Origin of the sequence: Micromonospora sp. 050-3, from assembly GCF_046549335.1 — a bacterium.
Taxonomy (GTDB): domain Bacteria; phylum Actinomycetota; class Actinomycetes; order Mycobacteriales; family Micromonosporaceae; genus Micromonospora; species Micromonospora trifolii.
This window is the reverse complement of record NZ_JAJPVX010000001.1, coordinates 350,645-363,659: the sequence shown is the minus strand read 5'-3', so window position 1 is coordinate 363,659 and position 13,015 is coordinate 350,645. Positions and strand designations below refer to the sequence as shown.

Below are 13,015 nucleotides of genomic sequence, written 5' to 3'. Positions count from 1 at the left end.
CCACCCGCAGCCTCCTTACCCGGCCGCTCCGGGCGCGTACGGCGACGTAAGGTACTCAGCTGCCCCGGCACCCGGACGCGGATCAACCGGGCCAGCGGCGACCACTAGACTCTGCGGCATGGCAAAGCCCCAGGAGAAGGTCTCGTTCGGCCAGCGGCTGAAGCAGATCGGGATGGTGTTCCAGTTCACCGCCAAGCAGGACCGGTGGTTCGCGCCGTTGGTCGCCGCAGCGGTGCTGCTCCCGCTCGCGCTCACCGTGGTCGCTGTCATCCTCTGGGGCTGGATCTGGCTGCCGCTGGGCATCCTGTTCATCCTGCTCGCGGTGCTGATCGTGCTCAACCTGCGCTCCAACAAGGCGATGATGAACGCCGCCGAGGGGCAACCCGGCGCGGCGGCGCAGATCATGGAGAACATGCGCGGCGACTGGCGGGTGACCCCGGCGGTCAGCTCGACCACCCAGATGGACATGATCCACCTGGTGATCGGCCGCCCGGGCGTGATCCTGCTGGCCGAGGGCAACCCGCAGCGGGTGCGCGGCCTGCTCGGCCAGGAGAAGCGGCGGCTGTCCAAGGTGATCGGCTCCGCTCCCCTGCACGACTACGTGATCGGGCAGGAGGAGGGCGAGCTGCCGATCCGCAAGCTCCGGACGACGCTGCTGCGCCTGCCCCGCGCCCTCTCCGGCAAGGACGTCAACTCGCTGGACAAGCGACTCAAGGCGCTCACCGCCCGGCCGCAGATGCCCAAGGGCGCGATCCCGAAGAACATGCGGCCGCCAGGCGCCTTCCGCCAGTCGCGGGGCCGCTGACCCCAGGTGTACGCGAAGGAGCCGGACCCGCACGGGTCCGGCTCCTTCGCGTACACCCTCAGGTGCCCGCCCCCGACGCGGCGCCCGCCTCGGGCCACCCTCGCCATGATGGCGAGGTGGCGGTCCCGGACCGGCGTTGTTGGGGGCGGCCTCAGCCTCGGGGGGCGTCGACGATGACCGAGCCGGCGATTCGGTCGTGCAGGCCGCGCCGGTGCTCGTCCATGATCAGTGCGGGAACGACGAGGGCCAGCAGCAGGCCACGGATCAGCCCTCGGAGCACGCCGATCCGGCCACCGTCGTTCCAGTTCACACAGCGGATCTTGGTGATGTACATGCCCGGAGTCTGGGCGAACAGGCCGAGGAAGATGCCGTACACCAGGACGAGCACCAGCACCGGGGCCCAGCCGTCGCGTACCGGGTCGGCGAAGAAGTTGGACACCAGCAGGCAGAGCACCCAGTCGATGATCAGCGCTCCGAACCGCCGACCGAGGCTCGGTGCGGTGAAGGTGGGGTCGGTGGCCGGCGCTGCCGGGAGGTGCGGATTGGTCACAGCGGTCAAGGGTATCCGCGCCGCGATGAGGGCTTGCCGGGTGCCGCCGTCGCTGTGTGCCGATTCAGGCCAAAGGCATCAGATGTCATTACACTGGCACAGTCGGTACGGCGTTCCTGGCGGGCCGGAGGCGCGGACCGGGGCGTCGCTGACGCTCCGCGAGGGACGTAACACGGCAGAAACAACGGAGACACGGCCGGGCAACCCCCCGGCCCTAGCGTCGCCAGAAGCCTAGCCACCCCGTGGACGTGCCAGGAGGATGTGTGTTCGCCAATCCCGAGGAACTGCTGCGATACCTCAAGAACGAGGACGTGAAGTTCGTCGACGTTCGTTTCTGTGACCTGCCCGGCGTGATGCAGCACTTCAATCTGCCGGTCGAGTCCGTCAACGACGACCTCTTCACCGACGGCCTCGCGTTCGACGGTTCGTCGATCCGCGGTTTCCAGGCGATCCACGAGTCGGACATGCTCCTGCTCCCGGATGTCGCCACCGCGTTCATCGACCCGTTCCGCGCGCAGAAGACGCTCGCGCTCAACTTCTTCATCCACGACCCGTTCACCCGCGAGGCCTACAGCCGCGACCCGCGCAACGTGGCGAAGAAGGCCGAGGCGTACCTGGCGGCGAGCGGCATCGCCGACACCGCCTACTTCGGTGCCGAGGCGGAGTTCTACATCTTCGACTCGATCCGCCACGAGACCTCGGCGCACCAGTCGTTCTACTACATCGACTCGATCGAGGGCGCCTGGAACACCGGCCGCGAAGAGCCGGGCGGCAACCGCGGCTACAAGACCGCGTACAAGGGCGGCTACTTCCCCGTCCCGCCGGTCGACCACTACGCCGACCTGCGTGACTCGATCGTGCGCCGCCTGGTCGACACCGGCTTCAACGTGGAGCGCTCGCACCACGAGGTGGGCACCGCCGGCCAGTCTGAGATCAACTACCGGTTCTCCACCCTGCTGCACGCCGGCGACCAGCTCCAGCTCTTCAAGTACATCGTGAAGAACGAGGCCTGGGCCAACGGCAAGACCGCGACCTTCATGCCCAAGCCGCTCTTCGGCGACAACGGCTCCGGCATGCACACCCACCAGAGCCTCTGGCTCAACGGTGAGCCGCTGTTCTACGACGAGACCGGCTACGCCGGCCTGTCCGACATGGCCCGCTGGTACATCGGTGGTCTGCTGCACCACGCGCCGTCGCTGCTGGCCTTCACCAACCCGACGATCAACTCGTACCGTCGTCTGGTGCCGGGCTTCGAGGCGCCGGTCAACCTGGTCTACTCGCAGCGCAACCGGTCCGCCTGCACCCGCATCCCGGTGACCGGCGCGAACCCGAAGGCCAAGCGCGTCGAGTTCCGCGTCCCGGACCCGTCGGCCAACGTCTACCTGGCCTTCTCGGCCATGATGATGGCCGGCCTCGACGGCATCAAGAGCAAGATCGAGCCGCCGACGCCGATCGACAAGGACCTCTACGACCTCCCGCCGGAGGAGTGGGGCGACGTCAAGCAGGTGCCGGGCTCGCTGTCGGCCGTGCTCGACTCGCTGGAGGCCGACCACGACTACCTGCTCGACGGCGGCGTCTTCACCCCCGACCTGATCTCCACCTGGGTCGACTGGAAGCGCGCCAACGAGGTCGACCCGGTGCGTCTGCGCCCGACCCCGCACGAGTTCGCCATGTACTACGACTGCTGAGCAGTCAGACGCACGACGGCTGCTGAGCAGTCGCTGGAACACCGGCCGGGCCGGCTCCGCTCACGCGGAGCCGGCCCGGCTCGCTGTGCGCCATCCCCCGGCATACCTTCGCGTCCGATATATTGCTGGCGTGGACACACCTCTACGCGAACCGACATTCCTGATCCTCACCGCGCTGGCCGCCCAGCCGATGCACGGCTACGGGCTGATCGGTGAGGTTGCCGCACTCTCCGACGACCGCGTGTCGCTACGCCCTGGGACGCTCTACGGGGCGCTCGACCGGCTGGTCGACGCCGGCCTCGTCGAGGTCGACCGGGAAGAGGTGGTGGACGGCCGACTGCGCCGCTACTACCGCCTCTCCCCCGGCGGCGAGACCACGTTGAGCACCGAGACCGAACGACTGCGCCGCAACGTCGAAGCCGCCACCGCCCGGCTGTCCAAGCGGACTCGCGCCGCCCTCCCGACCACCCCACGCCTGGCCGGAGGCTTGGCATGAACGACCTGGAACGCCGCTACCTCCGGCTGCTGCGCGCGTACCCCGCCGACTACCGGCGCGCCCGCGGCGCCGAAATCGTCGGTACCTACCTCGACCTGGCCGCCGCCGACCAACGCTGGCCGGCGCCGGCGGACGCCGCGGACCTGGTGCGCGGCGGCCTCCGCCAGCGGCTGCGGGCCGCGGGCGTCACCGACCTGATCCCGGGGGTACGCCTCGCGGCGCTGCTGGCCCTGGTCACCGCCAGCGCTCTCGCCGGAGTCTGGGGTACGGCAGAGCTGCATCCGCCGCCCGTGGAGTGGGGCGTCCCCCACGTCGGCCCGTTCGTCTCGCTCGGTGTCGTCACGTGGGCGGCATGGCTGCTGGCGGCGGTGGTGATCGCCGTCGCGCCGAGCCGGGTCGCCCGGTGGGCCATCACAGTCGCGCTCCTGCTCACGATTGCGCTGCCACCGGTGGCAGCGGTGCTCGACGCACCTCGACCGCCGCTGTTCGTGCTGGTGCCGCAGATGGTCCTGGGCCTGCTGGGGCTCGCCCTGCCCGACCGGCCATCGCGGGCGATCCGCCTCGCGCCGCTGCTGTCCGCGATGTTGGCGGTGGCTGCGACGCACTTCCTGGTGGGGGCCGACGCGATGGGCGGCTACTACGCCCCCACCGCGACGCGTTTCCTGCCCATCGTCGGTGGGTTGCTGCTGGTCGTCGGGACCCTGCTGGCCATGGGGCTGGCACTGGGCGGGGACACCCGCGGCGGCTGGGCGCTCGTCACACTGCTCACCCCCGCCGGCTTCCTGGCGGTGCCCGGCCTGGCCGACAGCTTCGGCCCGGCATACGGCGCCATCACCTTCGCGGAACTGGCCGTTACCGCCATCGCCGTCGCGCTCGCCGGCCCCGCCGTCCTACTCCTGACCATCCTGTTCCGCTCCCGCCGAACCCCCACCCCCCAGCCCTCAGGCCAACAGTGCCCCACCTGCGGGGCGCGAGCCTGACGATGACGATCATGAGGTTGGCGAGGCGTTCCGTCCAGATCGCCCCCGTCAACCTCATGGTCAACGACGCCAGCGGCGCAGGGTGCGCACGAGCACGGTCAGGAGTAGGGCGGTCATCGCCAGGGCACCTGGTGCCTTGGTGACGCGGGCCAGGTTGGTGCCGTCGGGCAGGGCGAGGAAGGCTGCCGCCGCGGTGGGCAGCACGAACCACGTCGTACGGGCGGCGGTGAGCGCGAGCAGCGCCAGGGGCCAAGTCGCGTACCAGGGGTGGAAGACCGGGGACAGGACGACGGTGGCGACCAGCGCCAACGCCGCGCCGTGCAGCGCCACTCGGGGCGCCGTCGTCTCGACCCGCGCCACCCGCCCGGCGTCGTTGGACCCGCGCAGGGTCTGCCAGGCCCGCCACCAGAGCACCACCAGCACTCCGACGAGCAGCAGCAGCGCAACCGCCCGGACCAACGGCACCGCCTGCGGGTCCCGGCCGACCAGCGCGCCGGCGTAGTCGACCACGAAGCCCACGGCGGTGGGTGGTGACGTCCACTGCTCGGAGTCGCCGCTGTGGGTCAGCCCGCCCACCCAGCCGAAGCCGAGGCCGGACACCGCCGAGGTGACCAGCAACGCGGCGAGCAGCCCGCCGACCAGCCAACCACAGTGGCGCAGCAACGCCCGTACGGTGTAGCGGCCGGGCATCCCGGCCAGCACGGCGAACGGCACCACCACCACGGCGGTGGCCTTCACCGTGACGGCCAGCCCGAGCAGCGCTCCGGCCAGCAGCAGCGCCGCCGGCCGACCCGGTCGACGGACCACGACCAGCAGGCCACACAGCAGCAGGCCCAGCATCACCGCGTCGTTGTGCGCGCCGGCCACCAGGTGTACGCCGACCAGCGGACCGGCCAGCGCCAACCAGGCGGCCCGCCGGGCCGGCACCCCGGCCGCCCGCGCCAGAGCGGGCAGGCAGAGCGCGGCCAGCAGCAGCCCCGCCACGGCGATCACGCGCAACGCCACGATGGTGCCGGTGAGCCCGCCGCCGAGGCCGACGGCGAGCGCCGCGAGCAGGACGAACACCGGCCCGTACGGTGCCGGGGTGTCCCGCCAGATCGGGGCCACCGTGTCCAGCCAGGGGCAGCCCGCCGCCGCCACCCCCACTGTGTACGGGTCGACGCCGTGCGCGTACGTCCAGCCCTGGCAGGCGTACGAGTAGACGTCCCGGCTGCCCAGCGGCGGCGCGAGCAGCAGCGGTAGCGCCCACAGCCCGGCGGTGACGTACGCCCAACGGGTCGACGGCGCACCCTCGCGCAGCGACCACCACGCCCCGACCAGCAGGACGGTGCCGATCAGCCAGCAGGTCAACGTCGCCGGGCCGTCCGGGGTTCGCCAGATCGACGCTGGTGTCACGCCCAGCGGGGCATCGGGCAGCGCCCCGCCGAGGTATCCGGCCACGGCGAGCAGGACCGCGCCGGCCAGACCGACGTACCGGGCACCCGAGGCCGCCAACGACACGGGCGGCGGCGAGACGGGCGGGCCGGGAGCGGTCACCGGCGCACCTTCCCTCAATCGGCGGCGACCGGCTGACGGGCCGCCCGAGCCGACCGTACCAACCGGATGACCAGCACGATCACCAACAGCGTCATCAGCGGCGCCCCGACCGTCTTGGTGTACCGGGGCAGCCCGGTGCCGTCGGGCAGCACCAGGAAGGACGCGACCAGGGCGACCACGATGAACCATCTGGTGCGCTGGGCGGTGGCCGCCAGCACGAACAGCGGCCAGGTCCAGTACCAGGGGTGCACGACGGGGGCGAGCGCGACGGTGAGGGCGAGCGCGAGGCCGGCGTGGTACAGCGGGTCACGGGTGCGGGCCCGCCACCAGAGCCAGACGAGCAGGACGGCCAGGAGGACCACGGCGATCCCGCGGGTGACCGGCAGCGCGTCGATGTGACCGCCGAACAGCGCCGCGACGTACCCGACCGTCTGGCCCACAGCTGTCGACGGGGACGTCCAGGCGATGGCGGCGCCACCCTGGGACAGCCCGCCGATCCAACCGAAGTCCAGCCCACCGACGACGGTCACGCCGACCACTGTGGCGACAGTGCCGCCGACCACCCAGCCGCCGTCGCGGATCAGCGTGCGGATCCGGTACGGCCCGGCGGTGGCCGCCAGCGCGGCGAACGGCACCACCACCACGGCGGTCACCTTGATCGCTACCGCGAATCCGAGGAGCAACCCGCCGACCAGCAGCATTCCGCGCCGGCCCGGGTGCACCGCCACCACGGCCAGCCCACCGACCAGCGCGGCGAGCATCAGCGCCTCGTTGTGCGGGCCACCGATCAGGTGCGCGGCGACCAGCGGGGAACCCAACGCCAGCCACACCGCCCGCTTCGCCGGCACACCGGCCCGACGCGCCAGCGCCGGCAGGGCCCAGGCGGTCAAAACCAAGCCGACCAGCGACAGCGCACGGAACAGCACGATGCTGGCGGTCAGCGAACCGGTGACCTTCACCACGGCGCCCGCGATCAGAACGAACAGCGGCCCGTACGGCGCCGGGGTGTCGCGCCAGATGACCGAGACGGTGTCCAGCCAGGGGCAGGGCAGCGCGGAGACGCCCTGCTCGTACGGGCTGATGCCGCCGACGAAGCTGGCGCCCTGGCAGGTGTACGCGTACACGTCCCGGCTGCCGAAGGGCGGCGCGATCAGCAACGGCAGCAACCAGAGCCCGACGGTGACCAGTGCCCACCGCGTCGAGGGTCCCCCGTCGCGCAACGCCCACCAGGCGTACGCCATCAGGCCGGTGCCGACCACCCAGGCGGCGAGGATCAGCGGGCCGTTGGGCCCCTGCCAGATGCTGACCGGGGTGCTGCGCAGGGGGCCGCTGGGGAACGCGCCGCCGAGGAAAGCGGAGAGCGCGAGCAGCATCGAGCCGGCCAGGCCGGTCCAGCGCGCGAGGTGGGGGGGCACGCCGGACATGCTGCCAGCCCGTCGGTGGGAGGCCGACGGCAGGCACGGCTCAGCAGTGGCGCGCCGGTGCCAACCCACTGGAGATCGAGTAGTCGCCGGCGGCGCGGACCCGCACCTCGGTCCACCCGTCCGCGCCCGGTCGCAGGCAGCCGTCCGGGCCGCTCAAGGTGAGCCAGCGCGACCAGCGCACCCGGACCGGCACGTCCCCCGGCGTGGCGGTCAGCCGGACCGCACCGCGGTCGGCGGCGACAAGTTGGCCCGGGGCACCGACCAGCGGGGTCGGATCGACCACTGCGTACATCTGCCAGGTGGCGTCTCGCCAGACCTCCCGCAGGTACGGCAGGCCGGCGCGGATCAGCGCGGCCTCGTCGCGGCCCCACCGGTCGGCGGGTGCGTCCGGGGCGAGCACCACGTAGGTCACCGCCTCGTGCCGTAGCCACTGCTCGTACGTCTGCGCGCTCAGGTTGCCGTCGTAGAACAGCGCGTTGCGGTCGCTGTCGACCTGGCGTTCCCAGCCCCGGGCCAGTGGCACTGTCGGCGGCAGGTACGCGGACTCCCAGTGGTCGCGTAGCGGCACCACCTCGACCCGCCCGGCCGGCTGCCGCCGGTCGAGTTCGGCGACGAGCGGTCGGTAGAAGCTTTCGGCGCTTTCCGGGGCGCCGGCCCGGGTCACGTCGCTCGTCATCACCGGGGACTGCCACCACACTGTCGCGGCGAGCAGCGCGGCCAGCCACGGCCCCGGCAACGCGGCGTACCCGGCCAGCACGGGCAGGGCGAACAGCATCGGCAGTCGTAGCGCGTTGGAACCGATCGGGCTGGGCAGGTAGTACGCCCCGATCAACAGCAGCACGGTGAGCACCGCGCCGACGCGCAGCACCCGGCGGCGGCGCGGCAGCACGACCGCCACCAGCACCGCGAGCGCGACGTTGATGCGCATCGACTCGGCCGAGTACGGCTGGGTGCCGCCGTTGCCGAAGACGAACGCCATCGGGGCGAGCGTGACGGCGGGCGCCACGGCCAGGACGAACCCCTCGGACAGTGGTCGTTCGGCTCGCCAGCCTCCGGGCAGCGGGCGGCCCGGCCCGTCACCGGTTCGCAGGGCGCCCAGCAGCAGCGCCGCGCCTGCCAGCCCGGTGAACAGGCCGGCGACCGGGCTCGCCGCCGTCGCCAGGGCGGCGCAGCCGGCGGCGAGCGTCAACCGGAGCCAGCGCGGTGGGCATTCCGCGCTGACCGCGCAGAGCGCCAGCAGCCCGAACGCCAGCCCGACAGCGAAGGTGATCCGACCGCTCGCCAGGTTGCCGAACAGCACCACAGCGCCGAGGACGCCGGCCAGCAGCGGTCGGCGGGCCCGGTTGCGGGTGAACAGCCATCCCAGCGCGGCCGCGCCGACCACGGCGGCGACCGCGCCCAGCGGACGCACCCCGATCAGCGCGCCCAACCGGGCCGTGAAGAGGCTGTAGCCGTACTGGTTGACGCCGCCGTACCAGCCGAAGTCGACCGGCGCGGCCCCGTACCGCTCGGTGAACCCGGCACGGGCCACCTGGGCAGCGAGGTCGGTGCCCATCGGCGGCGCGAGGAGGAACGCGACGGCGAGCACCACAGCGGCCCCGGTCGCCGTGCCCGCGATGCGTAGCCCGGTTGGGCGCGGCGACGCGTCAGGCATCGAGGACCCGTTCGGCCGCGGCGCGGGAGCGGCGGCCGGTGCGCAGGTACTCGTCGAGGAACTCCCCCGGGTCGTCGCGGCCGAGCAGCCGGGCCACCCCGGCCAACTCCACCCCGTGCCGGGGCAACTGGTCGCCGGCCCGGCCCCGGACCAGCATCAACGCGTTGCGGACCTGCGCGGCCAGGGCCCAACCGGCGGCCATCTCCGCGGCGTCCGTGCTGTCGATCAGGCCGGCCCGCTCGGCCGCCGCGAGGACGTCGAGGGTACGCGTGCCGCGCAGTGCCGGATTCGCGCCGGCGTGCCGGAGCTGGACGAGCTGCACAGCCCACTCCACGTCGGCGAGCCCACCGCGACCCAGCTTGGTGTGGGTGGCCGGGTCGGCGCCACGGGGCAGCCGTTCGGTTTCCACCCGGGCCTTGATCCGCCGGATCTCGACGACCTGCTCGCGGGTCAGCCCGTCGGCCGGGTAGCGCACCGGCTCGATCATCGCCTCGAACTCGGCGCCCAGCTCGGCGTCGCCGCAGACGAACCGGGCGCGCAGCAGAGCCTGCGCCTCCCACACCCGCGACCAGCGGGCGTAGTACTGCGCGTACGCGGCGAGGCTGCGTACCAGCGGACCCTGGCGGCCCTCCGGTCGAAGGTCGGCGTCGACGCCCAGCGGCGGGTCGGGGGCGGGTACGCCGAGCAGTCGGCGCAGCTCCTCGGCGACGGCGTGCGCGGCGGCGCTGGCGGCGCTCTCGCTGGTGCCCGGCGGCGGGTCGTAGACGAAGAGCACGTCGGCGTCGGAGAGGTAGTTCGACTCGTACCCGCCGAGCCGGCCCATGCCGATCACCGCGAACCGCAGCCCCGCTGGTGCCGGCTGGCTGGCCTGGGCGGCCCGCAGCGCGGCGGCCAGCGTGGCGTCGGTGACGTCGGCGAGCGCCGTACCGACAGCGGTGATGTCGGACAGCCCGCGGGCAGGACGGTTCGCGCCGTCCGCCCGGGTGGGGCTGGGCGCGAGCGCGCCGGCCCGGCACAGCACGTCGGCGCAGGCCACCCGGACCAGCTCGCGACGTCGCAGCGCGCGCACCGCGCTGGTGGCCTCGACCGGGTCGGTGTGCCGGGCCGCCGCCGCCAGGAACCCCTCCCGCAGCACCTCGGGCGGGCGTGGCGCCAGCTCGTTCTCCTCGGCCAGCAGCCGCAGCGCCTCCGGGTCGCGGGCGAGCAGGTCGGCGACGTACCGGGACAGCGCGAGCACCCGGGCCAGCCGACGGGCGACCGGGCCGCCGTCGCGCAGCAGCCGCAAATACCAGGGCGTGCTGCCCAGCTTGTCGGAGACCTTGCGGTAGTTGAGCAGCCCCCGGTCCGGCTCCGGCGCGTCGGCGAACTCGCTGAGCAGCACCGGCAGCAACGTGCGCTGGATGGCCGCCGTGCGGCTCACCCCGCCGGTGAGCGCCTGGAGGTGGCGCAACGCCCCGGCCGGGTCGGCGAACCCGAGGATCTCCAGGCGGTTCCGGGCTGCCTCCGGGGTGAGCCGCAACCCGTCGGCCGGCACCCGGGCGACCGACTCCAGCAGCGGCCGGTAGAGCAGTTTGGCGTGCAGTCGGCGTACCTCGGTGGCGTGGGTGACCCACTCGGCCCGGAAGCTCTCCACGGCGCTGCGCCCCGGCGCGGCCGTGAAACCCAGCGCGGCGGCGAGCCAGCGCAGCGCGCCCGGATCGGCGGGCACTGTGTGCGTACGACGCAGGCCCTGGAGTTGCAGCCGGTGCTCGACGCTGCGCAGGAAGCGGTAGCCGCGCAACAGGGCCTCGCCGTCGGCCCGACCGACGTAGCCGCCGGCGACGAGCGCGCGCAGCGCCGGGATGGTGCCGGGCGGGCGCAGCGTCTCGTCGCCGCGACCGTGCACAAGTTGCAGCAACTGGACGGCGAACTCGATGTCGCGCAGCCCACCGGGACCACGCTTGATCTCGCGCTCCAGCTCCTTCGGCGGGATGTGGTCGATGATCCGGCGGCGCATGGCGCGAACGTCCTCGACCGCCTCGGGCCGCTCGGCCGCCCGCCAGACCAGCGGCGCGAGCTGGTCGATCCACTCCTGGGCCAGCGGCAGGTCGCCGGCGGCCGGGCGGGCCTTGAGCAGCGCCTGGAACTCCCAGGTGCGCGCCCACCGCCGGTAGTAGGCCAGGTGGCTGGCGAGGGTCCGCACCAGTGGGCCCCGGCTGCCCTCGGGGCGAAGCGCGGCGTCCACCGGCCAGGCGACCAGCCCGCAGATGTAAATCAACCGGGTCGCCACCAGTGTCGCGGCGGACAGGTCGGCGTCCTCGGCGGCGACGAAGATGACGTCCACGTCGGAGACGTAGTTCAGCTCGCCGCCGCCGCACTTGCCCATCGCCACGACCGCGAGCCGGGGCCGCTCGGTCCCCTCCGCCAGCTCCGCGACCGCGATCTCGTACGCCGCGGACAGCGTCGCGTCGGCCAACGCGGAGAGCGCGGCCATCGTCTGCTCCAGGCCGCGACCGCCGGTCAGGTCGGCCGCCGCGATCCGCAGCAACGCCAGGCGGTACGCGGTCCGCAGCGCGGCCACCGCGTTGCCGCCGTCGGCCGGCTCCAGCCGCCCCTCGGCGATCGGGGCGAGCCCGTCCGGGGCGGTCCGCAGCGCCTGGTAGTGCTCGGGGTGGGCCACCAGGTGATCACCGAGCGCCGCCGACGCGCCGAGCACCGCGATCAGTCGCCGCCGTAGCCCGGGATCGGCGTGCACGTCAGCGAGCAGCGGCGATTCGGCGGTGCCTTCGGTGGTGGCGCGGCCCTCGGCCTCCACGATGCGGTGCAGTTGGCGCAGCGCCAGGTCCGGGTCGGCGGCCCGGGACAGCCCGGCGAGCAGCTCCGCAGCGCCCTCGTCGACCGGCTCCTGCTCGGCCGGCTGCCACAGCCGCAGCCCCTCGGGGCCGAGCAGGTCCGCGGCGCGCGCGCCGCCGTCGCCTTCGGCGGTGCCGAAGCCGTACCTGGCGAGCCGGCCCGGTGCCCTGGTCGGCCGGCCCATCAGTGCCCGAGCAGCGGCAGGCCGCGCCGCATCGTGCTGTCGTCCAACTCGCCGAGGGCCAGCGCGGCGAACCGGGCGGCGAACGGTTGCCAGACCTCCTCGACGTCGGGCAGCACCGAGGCGCAGGCCGCGACCACCAACTCCGGGTCGTAGCCCAGCTCGGCGAGTTGGGTCGAGTCGGTGGCCCAGTCGGCGATCATCGCGGCGTCGCACTCGATGTGGAACTGCAACCCCCACGCCCGGTCGCCGAGGCGGAACGCCTGATGCGGATAGCGGGTGGAGGCGGCCAGCAGGGTCGCGCCCCGAGGCAGCTCGGTGATCTCGTCGGAGTGCCACTGGAGCACGTCCGGGATCAACGGCACGTACCGGAACAACGGGTCGTTCTCGGCGGCGTCCCGCCGGCCGACCACGCCGGGGCCGATCTCCGGCCCGGACGGGCTGCGCTCCACCAACCCGGCGTGCGCGGTGGCGAGCAGCTGCGCGCCCAGGCAGACCGCCAGGGTCGGCACCCGGTACCGGACCGCCTTGCGCAGCAGGCCCTCCACTGCCGGAAACCACTCTGCGCCGGGAGAACCGTCCGGCAACGGGTACGCCTGTTGGTCGCCGCCGAGCACCACCAGCGCCGCGTACCCCTCCAGGTCGGCGGGGAGTTCGTCGCCGGCGTGCGGGCGCACCACCCACAGCTCCAGCCCAGCCTCGGTCAGCCACTCACCCAGCCGGCGCGCGTCGTCCGTCGGGTCGTTCTCGATCACCAGCGCGGTTGCCACAGGTCGAGGCTAGCCGGTACGTCGCACGGCACCACGCCCCGGCACGGGCTGCGCGGCCTCCCGCCGCCCGTGCGCGGGTCCCGGCCACTGCGAGGTGAT

10 protein-coding genes are annotated in these 13,015 nt (G+C 73.3%); 4 read left to right on the top strand and 6 right to left on the bottom strand.

The annotated features are described in order from the left end of the window. Positions 1–118: 118 nt before the first annotated feature. Positions 119–805: a DUF4191 domain-containing protein gene (locus tag ACLJOK_RS01770; protein ID WP_347659390.1), complete on the top strand. Its 687-nt coding sequence runs from the start codon at positions 119–121 to the stop codon at positions 803–805. 151 nt (positions 806–956) lie between these two features. On the opposite strand, the gene ACLJOK_RS01765 is transcribed toward ACLJOK_RS01770, so the two are convergent. Continuing rightward, positions 957–1,355, bottom strand: coding sequence for an RDD family protein (locus ACLJOK_RS01765; RefSeq protein ID WP_410815704.1), 399 nt, complete (start codon positions 1,353–1,355; stop codon positions 957–959). A gap of 263 nt (positions 1,356–1,618) precedes the next feature. On the opposite strand from ACLJOK_RS01765, the gene glnA reads away from it, so the two are divergent. The 3 genes from glnA to ACLJOK_RS01750 all read left to right on the top strand — a co-directional run bounded on the left by glnA (position 1,619) and on the right by ACLJOK_RS01750 (position 4,519). Further along, positions 1,619–3,043, top strand: coding sequence for a type I glutamate--ammonia ligase (gene glnA / locus ACLJOK_RS01760; protein ID WP_112671701.1), 1,425 nt, complete (start codon positions 1,619–1,621; stop codon positions 3,041–3,043). 130 nt (positions 3,044–3,173) lie between these two features. Further along, positions 3,174–3,539, top strand: a complete 366-nt coding sequence (locus ACLJOK_RS01755; protein WP_410815702.1) for a PadR family transcriptional regulator — start codon at positions 3,174–3,176, stop codon at positions 3,537–3,539. Continuing rightward, positions 3,536–4,519 carry a hypothetical protein gene (locus ACLJOK_RS01750; protein ID WP_410815701.1) on the top strand — a complete coding sequence of 328 codons (984 nt, stop codon included), beginning with the start codon at positions 3,536–3,538 and terminating at the stop codon, positions 4,517–4,519. Before ACLJOK_RS01755 ends, ACLJOK_RS01750 begins: the two co-directional genes overlap by 4 nt. Before the next feature lie 60 nt (positions 4,520–4,579). On the opposite strand, the gene mptB (ACLJOK_RS01745) is transcribed toward ACLJOK_RS01750, so the two are convergent. Genes mptB (ACLJOK_RS01745) through ACLJOK_RS01725 form a run of 5 tightly spaced genes read right to left on the bottom strand, consistent with a single transcriptional unit; the run spans position 4,580 to position 12,916 of the window. Then, positions 4,580–6,055, bottom strand: a complete 1,476-nt coding sequence (gene mptB / locus ACLJOK_RS01745; RefSeq protein WP_410815700.1) for a polyprenol phosphomannose-dependent alpha 1,6 mannosyltransferase MptB — start codon at positions 6,053–6,055, stop codon at positions 4,580–4,582. 14 nt (positions 6,056–6,069) lie between these two features. Next, positions 6,070–7,470 (bottom strand): polyprenol phosphomannose-dependent alpha 1,6 mannosyltransferase MptB, encoded by a 1,401-nt coding sequence (gene mptB / locus ACLJOK_RS01740; RefSeq protein WP_410815699.1) that lies wholly within the window; start codon positions 7,468–7,470, stop codon positions 6,070–6,072. A gap of 49 nt (positions 7,471–7,519) precedes the next feature. Beyond that, a complete protein-coding gene (locus tag ACLJOK_RS01735) occupies positions 7,520–9,133 on the bottom strand; it encodes a hypothetical protein (RefSeq protein ID WP_410815697.1) in 1,614 nt (537 codons plus the stop codon). After that, positions 9,126–12,149, bottom strand: a complete 3,024-nt coding sequence (locus ACLJOK_RS01730; RefSeq protein WP_410815695.1) for a bifunctional [glutamine synthetase] adenylyltransferase/[glutamine synthetase]-adenylyl-L-tyrosine phosphorylase — start codon at positions 12,147–12,149, stop codon at positions 9,126–9,128. Before ACLJOK_RS01730 ends, ACLJOK_RS01735 begins: the two co-directional genes overlap by 8 nt. Next, entirely contained in the window at positions 12,149–12,916 is a 768-nt protein-coding gene (locus ACLJOK_RS01725; protein WP_410815694.1) for a type 1 glutamine amidotransferase, read from the bottom strand. The genes ACLJOK_RS01730 and ACLJOK_RS01725 overlap by 1 nt, the downstream gene beginning before the upstream one ends. Positions 12,917–13,015 lie beyond the last annotated feature (99 nt).

Bases quoted from the DNA above. Each gene is read 5' to 3' on its own strand.
- ACLJOK_RS01735 (WP_410815697.1), bottom strand. From the start codon at position 9,133: ATGCCTGACGCGTCGCCGCGCCCAACCGGGCTACGCATCGCGGGCACG.
- ACLJOK_RS01770 (WP_347659390.1), top strand. From the start codon at position 119: ATGGCAAAGCCCCAGGAGAAGGTCTCGTTCGGCCAGCGGCTGAAGCAG.
- ACLJOK_RS01730 (WP_410815695.1), bottom strand. From the start codon at position 12,149: ATGGGCCGGCCGACCAGGGCACCGGGCCGGCTCGCCAGGTACGGCTTC.
- ACLJOK_RS01750 (WP_410815701.1), top strand. From the start codon at position 3,536: ATGAACGACCTGGAACGCCGCTACCTCCGGCTGCTGCGCGCGTACCCC.